The sequence below is a fragment of the Streptomyces sp. NPDC058880 genome (genome assembly GCF_042742535.1).
GTDB lineage: Bacteria > Actinomycetota > Actinomycetes > Streptomycetales > Streptomycetaceae > Streptomyces.
The window spans coordinates 1-21814 of sequence record NZ_JBHYMC010000018.1; the positions used below are offsets into that span (position 1 = coordinate 1).

At 73.7% G+C, this 21814-nt stretch carries 19 protein-coding genes; 8 read left to right on the forward strand and 11 right to left on the reverse strand.

Going from position 1 to position 21814, the window contains the following annotated elements:
- Positions 1 to 82 precede the first annotated feature (82 nt).
- The gene (locus ACFW2G_RS13285; protein ID WP_384448801.1) at positions 83 to 1243 is read right to left on the reverse strand and encodes an alkaline phosphatase PhoX; all 1161 of its coding nucleotides are present in this window, start codon (positions 1241 to 1243) and stop codon (positions 83 to 85) included.
- A gap of 575 nt (positions 1244 to 1818) precedes the next feature.
- Between ACFW2G_RS13285 and ACFW2G_RS13290 the strand changes: the two genes are divergently transcribed.
- On the forward strand, positions 1819 to 2232 hold the full coding sequence (locus ACFW2G_RS13290) for a VOC family protein (RefSeq protein ID WP_384448798.1): 414 nt from the start codon (positions 1819 to 1821) through the stop codon (positions 2230 to 2232).
- A gap of 20 nt (positions 2233 to 2252) precedes the next feature.
- On the opposite strand, the gene nirD is transcribed toward ACFW2G_RS13290, so the two are convergent.
- From nirD to ACFW2G_RS13305, 3 genes are read right to left on the reverse strand one after another with little or no spacing between them, the layout of a single operon-like run.
- Positions 2253 to 2585, reverse strand: a complete 333-nt coding sequence (gene nirD, locus ACFW2G_RS13295; RefSeq protein ID WP_037923893.1) for a nitrite reductase small subunit NirD — start codon at positions 2583 to 2585, stop codon at positions 2253 to 2255.
- Positions 2582 to 5107, reverse strand: coding sequence for a nitrite reductase large subunit NirB (gene nirB / locus ACFW2G_RS13300; protein ID WP_384448795.1), 2526 nt, complete (start codon positions 5105 to 5107; stop codon positions 2582 to 2584). Before nirB ends, nirD begins: the two co-directional genes overlap by 4 nt.
- A gap of 1 nt (position 5108) precedes the next feature.
- Positions 5109 to 6353, reverse strand: coding sequence for an NAD(P)/FAD-dependent oxidoreductase (locus ACFW2G_RS13305; RefSeq protein ID WP_384582271.1), 1245 nt, complete (start codon positions 6351 to 6353; stop codon positions 5109 to 5111).
- 157 nt (positions 6354 to 6510) lie between these two features.
- On the opposite strand from ACFW2G_RS13305, the gene ACFW2G_RS13310 reads away from it, so the two are divergent.
- Complete coding sequence (locus ACFW2G_RS13310; protein WP_384582273.1) at positions 6511 to 7806, forward strand: ferric reductase-like transmembrane domain-containing protein; 1296 nt, start codon at positions 6511 to 6513, stop codon at positions 7804 to 7806.
- A gap of 493 nt (positions 7807 to 8299) precedes the next feature.
- Complete coding sequence (locus ACFW2G_RS13315; RefSeq protein WP_037923904.1) at positions 8300 to 9076, forward strand: TSUP family transporter; 777 nt, start codon at positions 8300 to 8302, stop codon at positions 9074 to 9076.
- Positions 9077 to 9090: 14 nt separating this feature from the next.
- On the opposite strand, the gene ACFW2G_RS13320 is transcribed toward ACFW2G_RS13315, so the two are convergent.
- Both ACFW2G_RS13320 and ACFW2G_RS13325 read right to left on the reverse strand, forming a co-directional pair.
- Positions 9091 to 9720: a class F sortase gene (locus tag ACFW2G_RS13320; protein WP_037923906.1), complete on the reverse strand. Its 630-nt coding sequence runs from the start codon at positions 9718 to 9720 to the stop codon at positions 9091 to 9093.
- Between the two features lie 129 nt (positions 9721 to 9849).
- Complete coding sequence (locus tag ACFW2G_RS13325; RefSeq protein WP_063890611.1) at positions 9850 to 10392, reverse strand: hypothetical protein; 543 nt, start codon at positions 10390 to 10392, stop codon at positions 9850 to 9852.
- A gap of 321 nt (positions 10393 to 10713) precedes the next feature.
- On the opposite strand from ACFW2G_RS13325, the gene ACFW2G_RS13330 reads away from it, so the two are divergent.
- On the forward strand, positions 10714 to 11208 hold the full coding sequence (locus tag ACFW2G_RS13330; RefSeq protein ID WP_052030879.1) for a gamma-glutamylcyclotransferase family protein: 495 nt from the start codon (positions 10714 to 10716) through the stop codon (positions 11206 to 11208).
- A 106-nt stretch (positions 11209 to 11314) separates the two neighbouring features.
- Here ACFW2G_RS13330 and dnaG read toward each other — a convergent pair whose 3' ends face one another.
- From dnaG to ACFW2G_RS13350, 4 genes are all read right to left on the reverse strand, one after another.
- Positions 11315 to 13240: a DNA primase gene (dnaG, locus tag ACFW2G_RS13335; RefSeq protein WP_384448781.1), complete on the reverse strand. Its 1926-nt coding sequence runs from the start codon at positions 13238 to 13240 to the stop codon at positions 11315 to 11317.
- Between the two features lie 34 nt (positions 13241 to 13274).
- The gene (locus ACFW2G_RS13340) at positions 13275 to 14549 is read right to left on the reverse strand and encodes an NAD(P)/FAD-dependent oxidoreductase (RefSeq protein WP_384448778.1); all 1275 of its coding nucleotides are present in this window, start codon (positions 14547 to 14549) and stop codon (positions 13275 to 13277) included.
- 93 nt (positions 14550 to 14642) lie between these two features.
- Complete coding sequence (locus ACFW2G_RS13345; RefSeq protein ID WP_384448775.1) at positions 14643 to 15968, reverse strand: deoxyguanosinetriphosphate triphosphohydrolase; 1326 nt, start codon at positions 15966 to 15968, stop codon at positions 14643 to 14645.
- A gap of 37 nt (positions 15969 to 16005) precedes the next feature.
- A complete protein-coding gene (locus ACFW2G_RS13350; RefSeq protein ID WP_384448772.1) occupies positions 16006 to 16725 on the reverse strand; it encodes a sirohydrochlorin chelatase in 720 nt (239 codons plus the stop codon).
- A gap of 343 nt (positions 16726 to 17068) precedes the next feature.
- On the opposite strand from ACFW2G_RS13350, the gene ACFW2G_RS13355 reads away from it, so the two are divergent.
- From ACFW2G_RS13355 to ACFW2G_RS13365, 3 genes are all read left to right on the forward strand, one after another.
- Complete coding sequence (locus ACFW2G_RS13355; protein WP_384582276.1) at positions 17069 to 17812, forward strand: vancomycin high temperature exclusion protein; 744 nt, start codon at positions 17069 to 17071, stop codon at positions 17810 to 17812.
- A gap of 74 nt (positions 17813 to 17886) precedes the next feature.
- Positions 17887 to 18081, forward strand: coding sequence for a hypothetical protein (locus tag ACFW2G_RS13360; protein ID WP_384448769.1), 195 nt, complete (start codon positions 17887 to 17889; stop codon positions 18079 to 18081).
- Positions 18082 to 18149: 68 nt separating this feature from the next.
- A complete protein-coding gene (locus ACFW2G_RS13365; protein ID WP_384582278.1) occupies positions 18150 to 20231 on the forward strand; it encodes a molybdopterin oxidoreductase family protein in 2082 nt (693 codons plus the stop codon).
- A 129-nt stretch (positions 20232 to 20360) separates the two neighbouring features.
- Here ACFW2G_RS13365 and ACFW2G_RS13370 read toward each other — a convergent pair whose 3' ends face one another.
- Entirely contained in the window at positions 20361 to 20585 is a 225-nt protein-coding gene (locus ACFW2G_RS13370; protein WP_384448763.1) for a hypothetical protein, read from the reverse strand.
- 151 nt (positions 20586 to 20736) lie between these two features.
- Between ACFW2G_RS13370 and ACFW2G_RS13375 the strand changes: the two genes are divergently transcribed.
- Positions 20737 to 21789: an RNA polymerase sigma factor gene (locus ACFW2G_RS13375; RefSeq protein ID WP_384582280.1), complete on the forward strand. Its 1053-nt coding sequence runs from the start codon at positions 20737 to 20739 to the stop codon at positions 21787 to 21789.
- The last annotated feature ends 25 nt before the right edge of the window (positions 21790 to 21814 follow it).

Here is a 21814-nt window from a genome sequence, read left to right on the forward strand (position 1 = left end):
GGTCGAACCCGCCGGGGTGCGGCCGGTGGTGCGGGCGCGGCACCGGTGCCCGGGGTTCCGCCCCGGTACCCCGCAACGCGCCCTACACCCGGAACGGCCCCGTCACCTCGTAGGTGATGCCGCCGGAGGAGCTGCCGCTCGTACCGCGCTGGCTGGAGAAGTAGAGCCGATTCCCGGCGGGGGAGAAGGCCGGGCCGGTGATCTCCGAGGAGGACTGCCCGGTGACCCGCAGGAAGGGCGCCACCACGTCGTCCGGGGTGATCACGCAGATCTCCATGTTGCCGCCGTCCTCCGCGACGTAGAGGTCGCCGTACGAGGAGCCGGTGACGTTGTCCACGCCGGTCAGCGGGGCCGCGCCGCCGGGCACGAGCGAGTCGTCGTAGGCGAGCTCGTAGGTGTTGTTCGTGAGGTTGATCTGCCAGACCCTGTTGTCGCCCTTGGTGGTGAACCAGACCGTGTCGTTGGCGTAGTGGCAGCCCTCGCCGCCGTTGAACTTCTTGGAGCCGGAGACCTGGCTGCGGGTCGCCTTCGGGGAGCCGTCCGGGTCGGGGACGTTCTGCCAGGTGAAGGAGCCGGAGGTGGCCGTTCCGGCCTTGAGGACCTGGAGGGTGCCGGAGGAGAGGTTGCCCCAGGTGGTGGGGATGAAGCGGTAGAAGCAGCCGCTCGTCTCGTCCTCCGTCAGGTAGATCACCTGCCGGACCGGGTCCGCGGCGGCTGCCTCGTGCCTGAAGCGGCCCATCGCCGGCCGCTGGACGGCGGCGTTCACGCCGTACGGGTCGGTCTCGTAGACGAAGCCGCGGTCGACCTCCTCGCAGGACAGCCAGGTGTTCCACGGGGTCTTGCCGCCCGCGCAGTTCTGCCGGGTGTTCGACAGGATCCGGTAGGCGCCGGTGATGGTGCCGGAGGAGTTGAACCTCACCGCGCTCGCGCCGCCGGAAGGGTTGATCTCCGAGTTCGACACGTAGATCCAGCCCGCGCCGTCGGCGTAGCAGGCACCGCCGTCGGGGGCGCTGTGCCAGGTGTACGAGGTACCGGCGACGGTCTGGCTGGAGCGGGCGATCACCCGGCTGGTGAAACCGCTCGGGAGCATGATGCCGTTGGCGTCGGCGGCGCCCAGCGCCCCGTAGGGGCCGGCACCGGGCTGCGCGGGCGCCGCGTAGGCCGCTCCCCGCATCAACGTGCCGCCGAAGGCGGCGGCCGACGAACCGATCACTGCGCCGCGCAGGAAGGTACGACGTTCCACGGTCACTCCTGTGGGAGGAAGGCCCCGCGGCCGGTCGGACGCGGGTCGCACGCGTCGAGGAACCTAGGAGACGCCAGTTGACGTGGCGCCAAATCCTCATTACGCCCGGGCGACCGCTCGGAGTTCAATCCTCCCGCGAGGATTTCCCGGGCGCCCGGGGCTTCCTTTCCCGAAGGCCTTCCGGACCTCCGCGGGGTCCGCGCGGCCGGAATGCCGTGCCCCGGATCCGGGCGACGGACGGTGTTCGCACTGCGCCGCGTCCGCGAAGCCCGCCGCGCCCCGTGCCCCGGGCTGCGGTCCGACCGGTGCTCCTCACCGACCAGTTCCGGCCTGTTTGGCGCGCCGGGGTTTAGGAGGTGCCCGCGCGCGGTGGCGCGAAATGATCCACGGCGGGACCGTGTGCCCCACCCGCTACGGGGCGCCGGATCGCCGGACCCGGGGAGCGGGCCCCGTCCACATCGCTCCGTGCACCGGGAAAAAGATCCCGCGCGCCGATGAGTTTCCCGCGGCCCCGCGGTCCACCTCTCGAAAGCATCGACCGAGCAGCACGCGAGCAGCACGAGAGAGGGACCCCGATGTCCGCGACCATGATCTTCGTCAACCTGCCCGTCAAGGACCTGGACGCCAGCAAGGCCTTCTGGGGCACGCTGGGCTACTCCTTCAACGCCCAGTTCACCGACGAGAACTGCGCCTCGATGGTCATCAGCGACACCATCGTCGCGATGCTCCTCACCGAGGCCCGCTACAAGGACTTCACCCACAAGGAGATCGCGGACGCCGCGAAGACCTCCGAGGTCCTGCTCTGCCTGAGCGCCGCGAGCCGCACCGCCGTCGACGAGCTGGTGGACGGGGCCCTGGCGGCCGGCGCCATCGAACCCCGTCCGGCCGAGGACCACGGCGTCATGTACGGGCGCACCTTCGACGACCTCGACGGCCACACCTGGCAGATCATGTGGATGGACCCGGCCGTGGTCCGGAAGCAGGACTGACCGGCCGAACGCTCCCACCCTCAGGAGGTCGCCGCGGTCCGCACCGGGTAGGTGCGGACCGCCACCTCCCCGTCGTCCAGGCAGCGCCCCGTCTCCAGGTCGAAGCGCTGCTTGAGCAGCGGGGAGGCCACGAAGGGTCGGCCCGCCGCCGCCCCCACCAGGCCGCGGGAGAGCACCTGCGCGCCGGTGAAGGGGTCCTGGTTGCCGATGGCGTACGCACGCCCCGCGCGGTCGACGAACACCGCGGCCTGGCTTCCGTCGGGCAGCAGCGCGGCCACCCCGCGCCCGGGGATGAGCGCCGACAGCTCGCACACCGTCAGCCAGCCCTGCGCCACTTGCAGTTCCACGGTCATCGGACGGCACCTCCTATGGTCAGGACAGCCAGGTCGGGCTTGACCTGGCCGCGCTCGGGGACGAACTTCACGGTCGGGTCGGGGGCGCCGGGCGCGTTCACGAAGGAGACGAACCTGCGCAGCCGCTCCGGGTCCTGGAGCGTCTCGGCCCATTCGTCCCGGTAGTGCGCCACGTGGTCGGCCATCAGCGACTCCAGCTCCGCGCACAGCCCCAGCGAGTCGTGCACGACCACATCCCGCAGGTGGTCGAGGCCGCCCTCCAGCCGCTCCAGCCAGGTCGAGGTGCGCTCCAGCCGGTCGGCGGTACGGATGTAGAACATCAGGAACCGGTCGATCAGCCGGATCAGTTCCGCGTCCGACAGGTCCTGGGCGAGGAGGTCGGCGTGGCGCGGGGTGGCGCCGCCGTTGCCGCCCACATAGAGGTTCCAGCCGCTCGCCGTCGCGATCACCCCGAAGTCCTTGCTCTGCGCCTCCGCGCACTCGCGGGCGCAGCCGGACACCGCCGACTTGAGCTTGTGCGGGGCGCGCAGTCCCCGGTAGCGCAGCTCCAGGTCGATGGCCATCCGGACGCTGTCCTGGACGCCGTAACGGCACCAGGTCCGCCCCACGCAGGACTTCACCGTCCGCAGGGCCTTCCCGTAGGCGTGCCCGGACTCGAAACCGGCGTCGACGAGCCGCGCCCAGATCCGCGGGAGCTGGTCCACGCGCGCACCGAACAGGTCGATCCGCTGCCCACCGGTGATCTTCGTGTAGAGGCCGAAGTCGCGAGCCACCTCGCCGATCACGATCAGCTTGTCGGGGGTGATCTCACCGCCGGGGATCCGCGGCACGACCGAGTACGAGCCGTTGCGCTGCATGTTCGCCAGGAAGTGGTCGTTGGTGTCCTGGAGGGCGGCCTGCTCCCGGTCCAGGACGTAGCCGCTGGCGCCGAGCGTGGGCGCGAGCGAGGCGATGATCGAGCCGACCGCCGGCTTGCAGACCTCGCAGCCGTCGCCGCCCCGGGCCCCGGGGCGCCCGTGGCCGTCGAGGATCTGTTCGTAGGAGGTGAGCCGGCGGGTGCGGACGATCTCGTAGAGCTCGGCCCGGGTGTACGGGAAGCAGCCGCACAGTCCCGGGTCGGCAGCGGCCGGGAGCAGCTGCCCGATCACCTTGACGCAGGAACCGCAGCCGGTGCCCGCCCTGGTGCACTTCTTGACCTCGGACAGGGTGGAGCAGGCGGTGACGGCCTTCTTCGTGACGTTGTGGCAGGAGCAGATCACTGCGTGGTCGGGCAGGGCCGACGGGCCGAGTGCGGCGGGCGCGCCGACGCCCGCCGGCAGGACCAGCTGCTCGGGGGCGACGGGCGGGACGCTGCCGGTGAGCGGGCGCAGCAGGCCGTACGCGTCGGCGTCGCCGACCAGGACACCGCCGAGGAGGACCCCGTCGGGGGAGACCACCAGCTTCTTGTAGACGCCGGAGCGGGAGTCGGACCAGACGACGTCCAGGCTGCCGGGGGCGCTGCCGTGGGCGTCCCCGAAGGAGGCGACGTCCACGCCGAGCAGCTTCAGCTTGGTGGAGAGGTCGGCCCCGGTGAACTCCTTCCCCCGGCCCAGCAGGTCGTCGGCGGCGGTCTCGGCCATCTCGTAGCCGGGGGCGACCAGGCCGTAGACGCGGCCGTCGACGGCGAGGGCGCACTCGCCGATGGCGTAGACGCGAGGGTCGGAGGTCAGGCAGCGGGCGTCGACCGCGATACCGCCGCGCTCGCCGACGTCCAGCCCGGCCTCGCGGGCGAGCTGGTCGCGGGGGCGGACGCCGGCGGAGAAGACGACGAGGTCGGTGTCGACGGTGGAGCCGTCGGAGAGCCGCATTCCGCTGACGCGGCCGTCCTCGCCGGTCACCACTTCCTGGGTGCCGACACCGGTGTGGACGGTGAGGCCCATGGACTCGATGGTGCGCAGCAGGGCGGCGCCCCCACCCTCGTCGACCTGGACGGGCATCAGGCGCGGGGCGAACTCGACGATGCGGGTGGCCAGGCCGAGTCCCTGGAGGGCGCCGGCGGCCTCCAGCCCGAGGAGGCCGCCGCCCACGACCGCACCGCTGGCCCTGCCCTTCGCGTACTCCTCGATGGCCAGGAGGTCCTCGATCGTGCGGTAGACGAAGCAGCCGGGGGCGTCCTTCCCCGGCACGGGCGGCACGAAGGGGTAGCTGCCGGTCGCGAGGACCAGCACGTCGTACGGGAAGACGCGCCCCGAGCGGGAGGTGACGGTGCGCGCGGCACGGTCGATGCACTCGGCCGGGTCGTCGAGGTGGAGGGCGATGCCGTGCTGCTCCATGAACCCGGCAGGCGTCATGGACAGGTCCTCGGGGGCGCTGCCGGAGAAGTACGAGGTCAGGTGCACGCGGTCGTAGGCGGGCCGCGGCTCCTCGCAGAGCACGGTGATCCGGTGCGTGGCGGTGACCCCGCGCTCGGCGAGCGCTTCGAGGTAGCGCTGGCCGACCATGCCGTGCCCGATGAGCACGATCGTGGGCGAGGGCTCGGTCATGTCAGTGGCCTCCGTCGTCGGTGAGCAGGTGGAACAGGTCGTGCGGTGGTTCCCCGCCCTCCCAGGTGCGGGCGAGGGCGCCCACGGTCGAGAGCTCGCCGAGCAGTACCCCGCCGACGAGGCGGTCGCCGCGCAGGACGACCTTGCGGTAGGTCCGCCGGGTGCCGTCGGCGAGACGGACCACGTCGTCGCCGGGGCGGGGAGTGGTCTCGCCGAAGGCGGCGAGGTCCAGGGCGCGGTCGTCGGCTCCGCCGAGGGTGAGGCGGGTCAGGGCGCGGGTGCCGGTGTACGGCGCGGGGGCCCCGGTGAGGACGGAGGCGAGCGCGTCGGCCTGCTCCAGGGCGGCGCCGGCCAGGCCGTACACCTGTCCGGCGTGCTCGGCGCAGTCGCCGACGGCGTGGATGCGGGGGTCGCTGGTGCGCAGGTGGTCGTCGACCACGATGCCGGTCCGCACGTCCAGGCCGGCGGCCTCGGCGAGGCCGGTGCGGGGGCGTACGCCGCAGGCGAGCACGACGACGTCGGCCTCCAGCCGGTAGCCGTCGGCGAGTTCGACGCCGGTGGCCCGGCGCGGGGTGTCCGCGCCGCGCCGTGTTGCGGCAGGCCCGGTCGTCGTCAGGCCGCGGACCCGGCATTCGGTGTGGATCTCCACGCCGAGCTCGGTCAGATGCGTGGCCAGCAGGGCGGAGGCTTCGACATCGAGGTGGCGTTCCATCAGGCGCTCGCCCTGCTGGGCGAGGACCACCACCGCCCCGCGTGCGGCGAGCGCCCGGGCGGCCGAGACGCCCAGCAGGCCCCCGCCGATCACCACCGCCCGCACCCCGGGGCGCACGGCCGCCGAGAGGGCCAGGCAGTCGTCCATGGTGCGGAAGGCGTGCACCCCGTCCGGGAGCTCCCGTCCCCCCGGCTCGAACAGCCCGCGCAGCGGGGGGAGCACCGCGTTCGAACCGGTGGCCAGCACCAGCGTGTCGTACGCGGCCACTGTGCCGTCGTCGCAGTGCACGGCCCGCTCCGCCCGGTCGATCCGCACCGCGCGGACTCCACGCCGCAGTGCTGGGCCGGGGGCCGGGAGGGCGGTCACCTCCGGGGCGTACCGGCCCGCCAGTACCTCGGCGAGCAGGACCCTGTTGTACGGGACGCGGGACTCCTCGCCGAGGACGGTCACCGTCGCGGCCGGGCCCAGCCGGTCCGCGAGACGCAGGCCCGCGAGGCCGCCGCCGATCACCACCACACGTTTTTCCGGGGTCATGCCATGAGGGTGCGCGGCCGCTGTTTCCCCGCCGCATCGCTGTTGTTACCCGGACGGAACGCCGACCTCAGCGCCCGGTTTAAGGGTCGGTGAGGGCTGCCTCAAGGCCGTCTTAAAGGCCCTCGCGGCCGCTCCCGGCGCCCTTAGCGTGACCTGCATGCGAGATGCTGCGGTGCTGGTCAGGGGTGGAATCCTGGGTGGGGCGGGGGTGGTGTTCCTGCTCTGGGCGGTGCAGGTCCGGCCTTCGGCGCGGCCCGACGCGCTCTTCGCCACCGCTGCGCACCTCACCGGTCTGCTCGCCGGATACGGGGTGCTGGTGCTGCTGTTCCTGATGGCCCGGGTGCCCGCGGTCGAACACGGGGTCGGTGCCGACCTGCTCGCTCGCTGGCACGCCCTGGGGGGCCGTCACGTCCTGCTCCTCTGCTTCGGACACGGACTCTTCGCCCTGCTCGGGTACGCCGTGCACACGGGTGCGGACTTGGTCCGTGCCGTCCGGGAACTGCTCGGCTACCCCGCCATAGCCGCCGCGGCGGCCGGGAGCGTCCTGCTGGCCGCGGTCGGTGCGACCTCCGCCCGGGCCGTACGCCGCCGGATGCCGTACGAAACCTGGCGTGGGGTGCACCTGCTCGTATACCTCGCCGCCGCCCTCGGCTTCGGGCACCAGCTCGCCGGGCCGGATCTCGTGGCCGCGGCCTGGTTCTGGGCGCTCGCCCACAGCCTCGTCGCCGTGCTGCTGATCTGGTATCGCGCCGTGGTCCCCGTGCGGCAGGCCCTGCGGCACGCGCTGCGGGTCGCGGAGGTCCGCTCCGAGGGGCCGGGGGTCGTCTCGGTCGTCGTCCGGGGCGAGCGCCTGGCGGAACTGCGTGCGGAGCCGGGCCAGTTCCTGCGCTGGCGGTTCCTGCAGCGGGGGCTGTGGCCGACCGCGCTGCCGTTCTCCCTGTCCGCGCCGGTGCGCGGGGACACGCTGAGGATCACCGTCAAGGGCCTCGGCGGCCACTCCCGCCGGATCCGACGGCTGCGCCCCGGTACGCGGGTCCTCGCCACCGGGCCGTTCGGCGCGCTGACCGCGGCCCGGCGGACCCGGCCCCAGGTGGTGCTGATCGCGGGCGGGGTCGGGATCACCCCGATGCGGGCGCTGTTCGAGACGCTGCCGGGCGGTCCCGGGGACATCACCCTGCTCTACCGGGCCGGCGCCGAGGAGCACCTGGTGCTGCGCGCGGAGCTGGAGGCCATCGCGGCCGAGCGGCAGGCCGGGCTGCACTACCTGCTCGGGCCGTCGGGCGGGGCCTACGACCCGCTGGCCCCGCAGGCACTGGCCGCACTGGTGCCCGACCTGGCCGAGCACGACGTCTACCTGTGCGGGCCGCCGGGGATGACGGAGGCGACCCGGGCCGCACTGCTGCGGGCCGGAGTGCCGCTCGGGCGGATCCATTCGGAGTGCTTCAGCTTGTGAGCCGGGCGGGTGCGTTCCGCCCGCTCCGCCCCGACCTGCGCCGGTGTCGTTCCCCGCCGCCCTGCGCGTCCTGCCGTTCCCGCTGCCCTGCGCGTCCTGACGTTCCCGCTGCCCGCCGCGTCCCGCCGTTCCCCATGTCCTGCCGTTCCCCGCGTCCCCGAGGAGTTGCCGCCCCATGCGCCACCCGCTGCACATCGCCTTGCCCGTGCCCGTCGGAGGTACGGCTCCCGCGCCCGCCGCGCGGCACCGCAAACCACGCAGACTCTCACCGGTGGGGACCGCGCTGGCCGCCCTGGCCCGGGTACCCCCGGCGGGGCGGCTCGCGGCCGGGCTGGGGGTGGCCGGTGTGCTGGCCGCCAGCGTGCTCACGGCGGTCGTGGACCCGGCCGCTCCGGTGGCCCCGGACCGGGTCCCGACCGGGCGAAGCTCAACCTTTGCGCAAGTTTCGGGGAATTGAATGGTCGTTGCACTGACAGCTCCATAGAGTCGGTTCGTGCCTGACATATCAACAACCATGATCATCGTGCTGTGCGTGGCCGCCGCGGCGGCCGGCTGGATCGACGCAGTGGTGGGCGGCGGTGGCCTGCTGCTTCTGCCCGCGCTCCTGCTGGGCCTGCCCAACGCTCACCCCGCCACCGTCCTCGGCACCAACAAAGCCGTGGCCATCGTCGGTACCGCCGGCGCGGCCGTGACGTACGTCCGCAAGGCCCCGGTGGACGTGAAGCTCGCCGTCCGCATCGGCCTGGCGGCGCTCGCCGGATCGATGGGCGGCGCCGCACTCGCCGGCGGCATCAGCAAGGACGCGCTACGCCCGATGATCATGGCGGTGCTGGTGATCGTCGCCGGGTTCGTGCTCTTCCGGCCCGGTTTCGGCACCGCCCCCTCCACCGCGCCCGTCAGCCGTGCCCGGGTGCTGCTCGCCATCGCGCTCGCCGGCCTCGGCATCGGCTTCTACGACGGCCTCATCGGCCCGGGCACCGGCACCTTCCTGGTGCTCGCGCTCACGGCCCTGCTCCACCTCGACCTGGTCGCCGCCTCCGCCACCGCGAAGATCGTCAACTGCTGCACCAACGCGGGCGCGCTCGCGATGTTCGCCTACCAGGGCATGGTGCTGTGGCAGCTCGCCGCACTGATGGCGGTGTTCAACCTGGCCGGCGGCATGATCGGGGCGCGCATGGCGCTCAAGAAGGGCAGCGGCTTCGTCCGCGGGGTGCTGCTGACCGTGGTCGGCGCGTTGGTGGTCAAGCTCGGCCTGGAGCAGTGGGGCTGACCGGCCCGAGCCGGTCAGTACGTCCCGGTGAGATGGGCGAAGACGACCACGTTGCCGCGGTAGCCCGTTCGCGGTGAGAAGCCGCCGCCGCAGGTGATCACCCGCAGCTCGGCGCGGGACGAAGGACCGTACACGCGGGTGTCCGGAAAGGCCTTGGCGTCGTGGACCTCGACCGCGTGCACCGTGAACACCGCCGTCCGTCCGTCCGCCCGCGGAATCTCGATCGCCGCGCCGCGGCGCAGCGCTCCCAGGTGGTAGAAGACCCCCGGCCCGGCGTCGTCGTCCACGTGCCCGGCGATCACCGCGGTGCCGGTGGCGCCCGGGGTGGTGCCCTCGCGGTACCAGCCGGCGAGGTCCCGCCGGTCGGGCGGGGGTACTTCGAGGTGGCCGGCCCGGTCCAGCCCGAGCCCGACCAGCGGGGCGTCCACCCGGATGGAGGGGATCCTGATCCGCCCGGGCGGCGAGCCGGGCAGCGGGGCGATGCCGGGGCCGATGGTCCCGGCGGCGGTCAGGGCCTCGGCGGGGGAGGGCAGCGGTGGCCCCACCGGTTCCCGGGAGCCGCTGGTCACGAGCCAGATGCCGATGAAGGCGGCGAGTGCGACGAGTCCCCCGTGGCGGGCGGTCGGGCGGAAGTCGCCGGCCATGCGCACCCCCTCCGCCTTCCGTCCGAGGTGACTGGCCGTCGCCCGGCCCCGCGAACGGGGGGACCTCGCGGGGCGGGCGACGGGGGGCGGTACCGGTCGGACCGCGGCCGCAGCCGCGGTGGGCGTCCGTCAGCTCCGCGTGCCGCTCGCCCGGCGACGCAGAAGCCAGGTACCGCCGACGGCGGTCGCGGCCAGTACGGCCGCTCCCGCCGCGATCTTGGCGGGGTCGGTGGTGGTGGTCGTGCCACCGCCCACCCCGGAGTTGACGTGCCCCTGCGGGCCGCGCTCGGTGACCACCAGGGCGCCGTTCGCGAACTTGCCGTTCGCGCAGGTCGCGCCGATGTCGTAGGTGCCGGGCCGGGTGCCGCGGGCCACCTGGAACTGCCCCACGACCACCTCCTTGTGGGTGCCCGGGACCAGCTTGAACCGTCCGCCGCCGACCGTGGTGGCATCGCCGTCGGCGTGGCTGCCCGGACCGCAGGCGGTGGTGTTCACGGTGACGGTGGCACCGGGGGCGGCGGTCTTCGGCCAGACCTCCAGCACCGCGAAGTCCCCGGGCGCGAAGCCCACCATGCCCAGGTCCGCGGCGGCGACCGCGCCGGCGACCGGGCCGCTGAACGCGGCGGCGGTCAGCGCGGTCGCGGTCAGCACGTGTGCGGTACGTCGGCGCATGGGACTCTCCCTGGAGACACGGGGTCGTGCATCAGAGGAAACCCGCCTCGCGCGCCACGCGCCTGCTGATGTCCCGTCAGGTACGGGCCGCCGTGCCCTGCCGTCGCTCGTCCTCGCAGGTCACGGCGAGCGTGCGGCCATCCGGGCCACCCGCTCCGTCCGGGTGACCGGATGCCCCGGACGGCCGTCGGGCGCACGGCCCGTCCACGGGCACCGGGCGGTGGCCTTCCGGGGATCCGCACGTACGGTGGTGGGGCGCAGCGTGGCCCGGACCTCCGGACCGGACACGCAGCGGTGCGCCGGATCCGAGGGAGGGGCTCCATGACATCGGTCGAGCGGTCGCGGGAGGCGGCCACCGGGGCGCTCCCGTTCTTCGTGTACGGGACCCTGCGCCCCGGCGAGGTCAACCACGGCCTGTTCCTGCGCGGCCGCACGGCCTCCGAGGAGTCGGCCGTCCTGCCGGACGCGGCCCTCTACGACGGCCCGGGCTATCCGTACGCGGTCCACCGGCCGGGCACCGCCGTGGTCGGGGAGCTGATCACGGCAGAGCCCGGCAGGTACCGGGAAGTGCTGGCCGAACTGGACCGGCTGGAGGAGTACGAGGGCCCCGGGCGGCCGGGGAACGTCTACGACCGGTTCGCCCGCCGGGCCCTGCTCTCCGACGGCACCGCGGTGCGCGCCTGGGTCTACCTGGCGTCCCCGCTGATCGCCCGCGAGCTGCTGGCCCGGGGGACGGAGATACCCGGGGGAGACTGGTTCGACCGTTCCGCCACGCGGTCCGGACACGGCCCGGACACCGGCCGGGACAGGCCCTGATGCGGTGGCCCTTCACCGCCCTGCCACCGGCCGGGACGCCGTCCACCGGCCTCCGCCACCCGGTGAGCGGCGTGGGCCGAAACCGCGCCGGGGCCTCCTCAGCGCACTAGAGTCCCTCGGCGCCGCGGTTGCGCAGGCGCTGCCCGTACTGCTGGAGCACCCACAGCTCCTCCTGGACCGCCGCCAGCTGTTCCGGCGGCGCCTGCGCGCCGAGCCGTGACAGCGTGCCCTGGACCTCGTGGACCCGCCGGTCGACCGCGCGCAGCCGGACCTGGACCAGCTGGACCCCCGCGTAGACCTCGTCGACCGTCTTCGCGTGGATCGCCTCCACCGCCAGCTCGGTCACGAGGGCACGCACCGTGTCGTTCGGGGCGGCCTCGCGCACCCGGGCCACGTAGCCGTCGTCGGCGTCGGCGGCACCTCCCGCTTCCTGGATGGCCTGGCGTACGGCGGCGTAGGGCGGGGCGGTGAACTCGTCGATCCCGTAGGCGTCGAAGGCCGGGGACACCAGGGCAGGCCGCTGGAGGGCCAGCTTCAGCAGCTCGCGCTCGGTGCGGTGGGCGGGGCTGCGCAGGTTCAGCGCGGGCCCGGCGGCCGGCGGTGCGGCGGGCGCGGGAACGTCCTCGCGGGCCGGGCGGCCCCGCTGCTGGCTTCCGCCCGGCCGGCCTCCCTGAGGTCCGCCGCCCTGGCCGCGCTCACGTGCCCACCGGGCGAGCTGCGCGACCCGCTTGACCACGAACTGTTCGTCGCGGATGCCCAGCATGCCGGCCAGCTGGACCGCCGACTCGTGCTGGATGGCGATGTTCTTGATGTTGGCGACGACGGGGGCCGCCTCGTCCAGCGCGGCCGCCCGTCCCGCCGGGTTCTCCAGGTTGTGCCGGGAGACGATGTGCCGCAGCGCGAACTCGAACAGCGGGGTGCGTGCCTCCACCAGGCCGACGACGGCCGCGTCACCCTGCGCGAGGCGCAGGTCGCAGGGGTCCATGCCGCCGGGGGCGATGGTGATCGAGGTCTCGGCCGCGAACTTCTGGTCGTCCTCGAAGGCCCGCAGGGCCGCCTTCTGCCCGGCCGCGTCACCGTCGAACGTGAAGATCACCTCGGCTGTGGCGTTGTCCATCAGCAGACGGCGGAGGATCTTGATGTGGTCCCCGCCGAAGGCGGTGCCACAGGTCGCGATGGCGGTGGTGACGCCGGCCAGGTGGCAGGCCATCACGTCCGTGTAGCCCTCGACCACCACGGCCCGGGAGGTCTTGGCGATCTCCTTCTTGGCCAGGTCGACGCCGTACAGCACCTGGGACTTGCGGTAGATCGCGGTCTCGGGGGTGTTCAGGTACTTCGGCCCGTTGTCATCGTCGCGCAGCTTGCGTGCACCGAAGCCGACCACCTCGCCGCTGGTGTCGCGGATCGGCCACATCAGCCGGCCGCGGAAGCGGTCGATCGGCTTGCCGCTGCGGCTGTCCTGGGCGAGCCCGGAGGTGATCAGCTCCTTGTCGGTGAAGCCCTTGCCGCGCAGGAAGCGGGTCAGGTGGTCCCATCCGGCCGGGCTGTAGCCGACGCCGAAGTGAGCGGCGGCGGCCTGGTCGAAGCCGCGCTCGGCCAGGAACGTGCGGCCGATCGCGGCCTCGGGGCCGTCCAGCTGGTCGACGTAGAACCGGGCGGCTTCCCGGTGCGCCTCGACCAGCCGGATGCGCTCGCCGCGGCCGCTGGTGCCGGCGGTGTAGCCGCCCTCCTCGTAGCGCAGGGTGATTCCGGCCAGGCCGGCCAGGCGCTCGACCGCCTCGGAGAAGGAGAGATGGTCGATCTTCATGACGAAGTCGAGGGTGTCCCCGCCCGCCTGGCAGCCGAAGCAGTGGTAGAGGCCCTTGCTGGGGCTGACCTGGAAGGAGGGGGACTTCTCGTCGTGGAAGGGGCACAGGCCCTTGAGGTTGCCCCCGCCCGCGTTGCGCAGCTGGAGGTAGTCCGAGACCACGGCGTCGATCGGGACCGCGTCCCGTACCGCCTTCACGTCGTCGTCATTGATCCGTCCTGCCACCCGTGAAGTCTACGGCCGGGCGCGGGCAAACCCGTCAGGCCCCCGCGGTCGGGACCAGCGACTCAAGCGGAACCGACGGATCCGACAGAGCTTCGCGGTCAACGGGCACCTTTGCCCTGATCAGGGCCTGGATGTGCTCGGTGACGTCCCACACGTTCACGTTCATCCCGGCGAGGACCCGGCCCTCTGACAGCCAGAAGGCGATGAACTCCCGCTTGCCGACGTCGCCGCGGATCAGCACCTGGTCGTAGCCGCCGGGCGGGGCGTAGCCCGAGTACTCCAGGCCCACGTCGTACTGGTCCGAGAAGAAGTACGGCACCCGGTCGTAGGCGACGTCGTGCCCCAGCATCGCCCGGGCCGCGGCCGGGCCGCCGTTCAGCGCGTTCGCCCAGTGCTCGACCCGCAGCCGGGTCCCGAGCACCGGGTGGTGGGCGGCCGCGACGTCACCGACCGCGTGGATGTCCGGGTCGGAGGTGCGCAGGGCGGCGTCCACGGCGATCCCGCCGCCGTGCTCCCGGTCGACCAGGGCCAGCCCCGAGGTCTCGGCGAGGGCCGTCCGCGGCGCCGCCCCGATCGCGGCGAGCACGGCGTGCGCGGGATGTTCCTCGCCGTCGTCGGTCCGGGCGGCCAGCACCATGCCGTCCTGCCCGATGATCTCGGTCAGCCGGGCACCGAAGTGGAAGCGCACGCCGTGCTCGGCGTGCAGGTCGCCGAAGAGCCGGCCGACCTCGGGGCCGAGTACGGCGTGCAGCGCGGTGGCCTCCGGTTCGACGACGGTCACCTCGGCGCCGTATCCGCGGGCCGCGGCGGCGACCTCCAGGCCGATCCACCCGGCGCCCGCGATCAGCAGGTGTCCGTTGTCCCGGCCGAGGCCCGCCAGGACGTGGCGCAGCCGCTCGGCGTGCGCGAGCCGACGCAGGTGGTGCACGCCGGCCAGCCCGGTTCCCGGGATCTCCAGCCGGCGCGGCTCGGCGCCGGTGGCCAGCAGTAGCTTGTCGTAGTGCACGACCGTGCCGTCCCCGAGGACCACCTTCTTGGCCTCCCGGTCGAGGTGCACGGCGGGCTGGCCGAGGTGCAGCTCGATGTCGGAGGCCGCGTACCAGGACGGCTCGTGGACGAAGACGCTCTCCCGCTCCTCCTTGCCCGTCAGGTAGCCCTTGGACAGCGGGGGGCGCTCGTACGGGTGGTCGCGCTCGTCGCCGATCAGGATCACCCGCCCCGTGAACCCCTCGGACCTCAGCGTCTCGGCCGCCTTGGCCCCGGCCAGCCCCGCGCCGACGATGACGAACGTCCTGTGTGCGTCGACCACCTGATGCCTCCTCATAACCTCTGCGCCACATGCGGCCACATGCGAGCGTCCCGCACCGAGCCTGCCTCGTGAAGGGGGAATGGCTCGATCGGCTCACCCTTCGGCGCGTCGGGCCCGCCGGGTGAGACGTGCGTGCAGGGAACGCGCGGAAGCGTCGGTGAGGCACGCGATCTGATCGATGACCGCCCGCTTCCTGGCCTTGTCGTCCGCGGCGCCGTCGAAGATGGCCCGGAACTGCGGGTCCAGGCCCTCGGGCGCGCGGACGCTGAGCGCCTCGGCCAGTTCGGCCAGGACGATGCGCTGGTCGGCGCGGATCCGCTCCTGCTCGTCACGCTGCATGACGTACAGGTCGGCGACCGCTTTGAGGACCGCGCACTCGTGGCGCGCCTCGCGCGGGACCACCAGCTCGGCGCCGTACCGGGTGAGGCGGCCCGAGCCGTACGCCTCCCGGGTGGCCCCTTCGGCAGCCAGGCAGAAACGGCCGATCAGCTGGCTCGTGGCGTCCTTCAGGCGGGCCTGGGCGACGGCGGACCCGTCGTACCCGTGCGGCCACCACTCCTGCTCCATCAGCCGGTCGAGGGCGGACCGCAACTCGTCGGGGGAGGTGTCGGCGGGCACATACCGGCCGATGGCGACCTGCCAGATGGCTGCCCGCTCGGGCTCGGCGAAGAGGAGGTTCGGATCGAGGTGTCCGGCGTGCAGGCCGTCCTCGAAGTCGTGGACGGAGTAGGCGACGTCGTCCGCCCAGTCCATCACCTGGGCCTCGAAGCACTTGCGGTCGGCCGGTGCGCCGCGGCGCAGCCACTCGAAGACCGGCAGGTCGTCCTCGTACGCCCCGAACTTGACCGAGCCGGGGTCCGTCGGATGCCCGCCCCGGGCCCACGGGTACTTGGTGGCGGCGTCCAGACAGGCCCGGGTGAGGTTGAGGCCCACGCTGACCGGCCGCCCGGTCGCCGGGTCGGGCACGAACCGCTTGGGTTCCAGCCGTGTCAGCAGACGAAGCGACTGGGCGTTGCCCTCGAAGCCGCCGCAGTCCTTGGCGAACTCGTTGAGCGCCTCCTCGCCGTTGTGGCCGAAGGGCGGGTGCCCCATGTCGTGCGAGAGGCAGGCGGCCTCGACGAGGTCGGGGTCGCAGCCGAGCGCGGCGCCGAGCTCCCGTCCGACCTGGGCGCACTCCAGGGAGTGCGTGAGCCGGGTCCGCGGGCTGGCGTCCCAGTCGTAGGAGCGGCTGCCGGGCGTGACCACCTGGGTCTTCCCGGCGAGGCGGCGCAGCGCGGCGGAGTGCAGCACGCGCGCGCGGTCGCGCTGGAAGGCGGTGCGGCCGGGGCGTTTGTCGGGCTCGGCGGCCCAGCGCTCGGTGTCGGCCGGGTCGTAGGGGGAGTAGAGGTCGTCTGCGGGGGCGTGCGCGGTGCCTTCCATGACAAGACGGTAACCGCAACGACTGACGAACCGCCGATCACGCGGAGACGAGATCCGGCCGGGGGAGCGCGGCGGGACGGGCCAGGGCCTCGTCGTAGCGGCGCAGCAACAGCCGGGCCAGGGCCGGATGGTCGCCCAGCGGGGCCGCTGCGGGACCGGGCGAGGCCGCGGCGGTCTGGGCGGCGAACCGGCCGGGAGCGGCGAAGTACGAGGCCACGGCCGTGCGGTGGTGGCCGCGGGCGGCGAGTGCCCGCACGGCCTCGGAGGTGGTGGGCGCGGCGGCCGAGGCGTAGGCGGGCACCACCGGGACGCCGAGGCGGCCGGCGAGCAGGGTGGCGGTGCGGCGGGTGTCGGCCGCCGAGTCGGGATCGCGGGAACCGGCGGCGGCGAGCACCACGGCGGTGCCGGGGGTCCAGCCGGCCTCCACGAGCCGTTCGTACAGGGCCTCGACGAGCAGCGGGTGCGGGCCCAGCGGGGCGGCGACGCGGATGTGCAGGTGGGTGGCCCGGGCGGCGGCCGCGGGGAGGTCGTGCTTGACGTGGTGCCCACGGCCGAGCAGCAGCGGGACGAGCACGGCAGCGCCGGACGTCCCGCGCAGGGTGTCGTCGAGCAGCGGGGCGTTCAGCTCGATGTGGCCGAGCCTGACGTCGAGCCGCGGGCGGAGCTCGCGGACCCGGTCGAGGAGGGCGAGGGCGGTGTGCAGGGCGCGTGGGTCGCGGCTGCCGTGGGCCACGGCGACGAGGGAGGGCTGCTGCATGGGCGGTCTCCGAGGGGGCGGGTGCGGGGCGGTCGCAGTCCGCTGAGCTGCGTGCCGAGCTGGGTGGTGATCCGGGTCAGCAGCTCGGCCGCGCTGCCGAACGGGAGGGAGGGGAGGAAGGGGCTGTCGGAAGGGTGCACCGGCTCCGTCATGAACCGATCCTGCGGGCTGCACGTTGCCGGTGCGTTGCGCCGGGGTGACGGGTCTTTGCAGGGTGCTCACTTCGGTCGTTCGTACGGGTGAAACGGGGCGGTCGCGGAACTCCGGGCCGGGCGACGATCGTCAGTGTGTGCGAACGGTGCGTGCGAACGGTGCGTGCGGGCGGTGTGCGGGAGGGGCGGTCATGGACATCAGGAGCCGGGCGAGGGCGAGGGCGGGCGCCGTGGTGCGCGCGGTGGCGGACGGGCGGCCGGGAGGGCGGCCGCGGTGGCTGCGCGGACTCCCGGGCCGGCGGCTGGCGGTGCAGGCCGTCATGGCGGGCTGCGTGCTGGCGCTGCTCCCGTCGGCATGGACGCACGCATCGGCGGCCGACCGGCTGCGGACGACGGCCGACGCGCCCGCCGCCGACGTGGCGGTGGTGTTCGGAGCCGGCCTGTGGCGGGGGCGGCCCACCCCCTATCTCGCCGACCGGCTCGACGCGGCCGCCGAGCTGTACCGCACGGGCAAGGCCAGGGTGGTGCTGGTCACCGGGGACAACAGCCGCGAGGAGTACGACGAGCCCGACGCCATGCGCAGGTACCTGACCGAGCACGGGGTCCCGGACACCCGGATCGTCAGCGACTACGCCGGCTTCGACACCTGGGACTCCTGCGTGCGGGCCAAGGAGATCTTCGGGGTCGAGCGGGCCGTGCTGGTCACCCAGGGCTTCCACATACGCCGGGCCGTCGCGCTGTGCCAGGCGGCGGGTCTGGATGCGTACGGCGTCGGGGTGGCCGACGTGCACGACGCCACCTGGTACTACGGTCAGACGCGGGAGCTCTTCGCGTCGGGCAAGGCGGCGCTCGACGCGGTCCTCAAGCCCTCCCCGCGCTTCCTGGGCCCGAAGGAGGAGGGGGTGTCGCGCGCTCTGGCGGCTCCGGCGGACTGACGCGCCGCCGGACATGCCGAACGGCCATATGCCGGATCGGCCGATGCTGCGTCAGGGGGCGGGATGCGGCGTCAGTGGATCTGAGCGGCAAGGCGGTCGTCATCACCGGCGGAGCGCGCGGGCCGGGCGCCGCGGCGGCGCGGTCCGTCGTGGACGGCGGCGGCCGGGTGCTGATCACCGACGTGCTGGAGGCGGAGGGAGCCGAGGCCGCCGGCCCGCGGTTCGTCCGGGGCGGGCGGTTCCTCACCGGGGCGGGCGGGCGGCGCTGAGCCACCCGTACGGGAGGTGTAACCGGAGGCGGCTGCCCGTGTAACACCGCTGACGCACGCTGGACCGTATGCACACCCCGGGAACCGCCGCCGCCACCGCCACGCACTGCCCCTACTGCGCCCTGCAGTGCGGGATGAACCTGCGCCCCGAGCCGGGCGGCGGGGGCGTGGCAGTGGAGGAGCGGGCCGACTTCCCGGTGAACCGGGGCGCGCTGTGCGGCAAGGGCCGCACCGCCCCCGCCGTGCTCTCCTCCCGGGTGCGCCTGACCGAGCCGCTCGTCCGCACCCACGCAGGGCGGCTCGAACCCGCTACCTGGGAGGAGGCCCTCGACGTCGTCGCCGCGGGCCTCACCCGCACGGCCCGCACGCACGGCCCGGACGCCGTCGGTGTCTTCGGCGGCGGCGGGCTCACCAACGAGAAGGCGTACGCGCTCGGCAAGTTCGCCCGCGTCGCCCTGCGCACCTCGCAGATCGACTACAACGGCCGCTTCTGCATGTCCTCGGCCGCTGCCGCGCACCAGAAGGCCTTCGGGCTCGACCGGGGCCTGCCCTTCCCACTGGAGGACGTGCCCCGCACCGGCTGCGTGATCCTCGTCGGCTCGAACCTGGCCGAGACCATGCCGCCCGCCCTGCGCTACCTCACCGAGCTCAAGGCCAACGGCGGCACCCTCGTCGTCATCGACCCCCGCCGCACCCGCACCGCCGCGCAAGCCGACCTGCACCTGGCCCCCCGCCCCGGAACCGACCTCGCCCTCGCCCTCGGCCTCCTGCACCTCGTCGTCGCCGACGGCCGCACCGACGAGGAGTTCATCGCCGCCCGCACCACCGGCTGGGAGGAGGCCCGGGCCGCAGCCATGGCCCACTGGCCCGAGCTGGTGGAACGCATCACCGGCGTCCCGGTCCCGGCGCTGCGCGAGGCGGTCGCCCTCTTCTGCGCCCCGGAGTCCGCGATGGTGCTGACCGCCCGCGGCCCCGAGCAGCAGTCCAAGGGCACCGACACCGTCGGCGCCTGGATCAACCTGTGTCTGGCCACCGGCCGCGCCGGACGTCCCCTCTCCGGCTACGGCTGCCTCACCGGCCAGGGCAACGGCCAGGGCGGCCGCGAGCACGGCCAGAAGGCCGACCAGCTCCCCGGCTACCGCAAACTCACCGACCCGGCCGCACGGGCCCACGTCGCCGGGGTCTGGGGCGTCGACCCCGACAGCCTCCCCGGACCCGGCCGCAGCGCCTACGAACTCCTCGACGCCCTCGGCTCCGAGGTGAAGTCCCTCCTGCTGATGGGCTCCAACCCGGTGGTCTCGGCTCCGCGCGCCGCCCACGTGGAGGACCGGATCCGCTCGCTGGACTTCCTCGCCGTGGCCGACGTCGTCCTCTCCGAGACCGCCGCCCTCGCGGACGTCGTCCTCCCCGTCACCCAGTGGGCGGAGGAGACCGGCACCACCACCAACCTGGAAGGCCGCGTCCTGCTGCGCCGCCGCGCCCTCACCCCGCCGCCGGGCGTCCGCAGCGACCTGGAGGTCCTGCACGGGCTCGCCGCCCGCCTCGGCATCGAGAAGGGCTTCCCCATCGCCCCCGAGGAAGTCTTCGACGAACTGCGCCGCGCCTCGGCCGGCGGCCCGGCGGACTACTCGGGCATCACCTACGACCGCATCCAGGCCGAGCAGGGCGTCTTCTGGCCCTGCCCCGACGGCTCGACCGGTACCGAGCGCCTCTTCCTGGACGGCTTCGCCACCGAGGACGGCCGGGCCCGGTTCGTCCCGGTCGCCCACCGCGCCGCCGCCGAGGTTCCCGACGCGGACTACCCGCTGCTGCTCACGACCGGCCGCGTGGTCGCCCAGTACCAGTCCGGCGCCCAGACCCGCCGGGTGGACGAGCTCAACGAGGCCGCCCCCGGCCCCTTCGTGGAGCTCCACCCCCGCCTCGCGGCCCGGCTCGGCGCGGTCGACGGCAGCCTCCTCGCCGTCACCTCCCGCCGCGGCCGCGCGGTGGCCCCGGCCCGCATCACGGACGCCATCCGCGCGGACACGGTCTTCATGCCCTTCCACTGGCCGGGCGAGGGCCGCGCCAACACCCTGACCAACCCGGCCCTCGACCCCACTTCCCGCATGCCCGAGTTCAAGGTCTGCGCGGTCCGCGTCGAACCGGCCTAGCGCTGTGACCGGAAGGGTCCACCGCCTCACGGCCCGAGCCGGGCTTCGTCCACCGACGGTCGCTGTCGTAGAGCACGAACTTCCGCTGCCCCGTTGACACTTCGTACCCGGCCGAGTCGAGCTCCCGGATCAGCGCGTCGACGTCCGCACCCGCACCGGCCGTTCGTGGCCCGTGCGGTCCGGCAGGGTCGGCACCGGCCGCGACACCGCCCGCCCCCGGGCCGGTTGGACGTGCGTCACCTCCCACTTCCGCGCGGCGGCCCAGGTGTCGAGCCGCGCCAGCTCCGCCGCGTCCGCGCAGCGCACCGTCACGTGGGTTTCGTACGCGCGCATGGAGCCGATCGTCTCGGACATGTGTCCGATCCGCATCGGGGTTCCCGGCCGGGGGTAACCATCGGTCACGCACCGGACTCAGAAAGTGCTCGCACGCCCCTCGTGGCAGCTATGTGTCTTACCCCACACTGAATGCGGTGCCCCCGTCCTCGGAGCCCTGGAGGTCGCCCCCGTGCAGACCCGGACCCTGACCGTGAACGCGAGCGAGTCCTCGGAGGCCGAAGCCGTGGACGAAGAGCCCGAGGTACTGGAGCTGATCGAGCCGGCGCCGGTGCCGGTACAGCGCAGCCGGGACGGCGACGGGGGCGGGGCGGGACCTTCCGCAGACCTCTTCCGGCAGTACCTGCGCGAGATAGGCAGGATCCCGCTGCTCACCGCCGCCGAGGAGGTGGACCTGGCGCGGCGCGTGGAAGCCGGACTGTTCGCCGAGGAGAAACTCGGCAGCACCCCCGACCTCGACTCCCAACTCGCCGTCGACCTCGACCGGCTCGTCGTCATGGGGCGCATGGCCAAACGCCGCCTCATCGAGTCGAACCTGAGGCTGGTCGTCTCCGTAGCCAAACGGTACGTGGGCCGCGGGCTCACCATGCTCGACCTGGTCCAGGAGGGGAACCTCGGGCTGATCCGGGCCGTCGAGAAGTTCGACTACGCCCGCGGGTACAAGTTCTCGACCTATGCGACCTGGTGGATCCGGCAGGCGATGTCCCGGGCCCTCGCCGACCAGGCCCGGACCATCCGGGTCCCCGTCCACGTCGTCGAGCTGATCAACCGCGTCGTCCGCGTCCAGCGCCGCATGCTCCAGGAACGCGGCTACGAGCCCACCGCCGAAGAGGTCGCCGTCCACCTGGAACTGACCCCGGAGCGGGTCCTGGAAGTACTGCGCCTCGCCCAGGAGCCCGTCTCCCTGCACGCACCCGTCGGCGAGGAGGAGGACGTCGCGCTCGGCGATCTCATCGAGGACGGGGACGCCGCCTCCCCCGTGGAGTCGGCCGCCTTCTTCCTGCTGCGCGAGCACCTGGAGGCGGTCCTGTCGACCCTCGGCGAACGCGAGCGCAAGGTCGTGCAGTTGCGGTACGGGCTTGCCGACGGACGGCCGCGCACCCTGGAGGAGATCGGCCGGATCTTCGGCGTGACGCGCGAGCGGATCCGCCAGATCGAGTCCAAGACCCTCAACAAGCTGCGCGACCACGCCTTCGCCGACCAGCTGCGCGGCTACCTCGACTGAGCGGCCCCCGACCGGAGCGGACGCG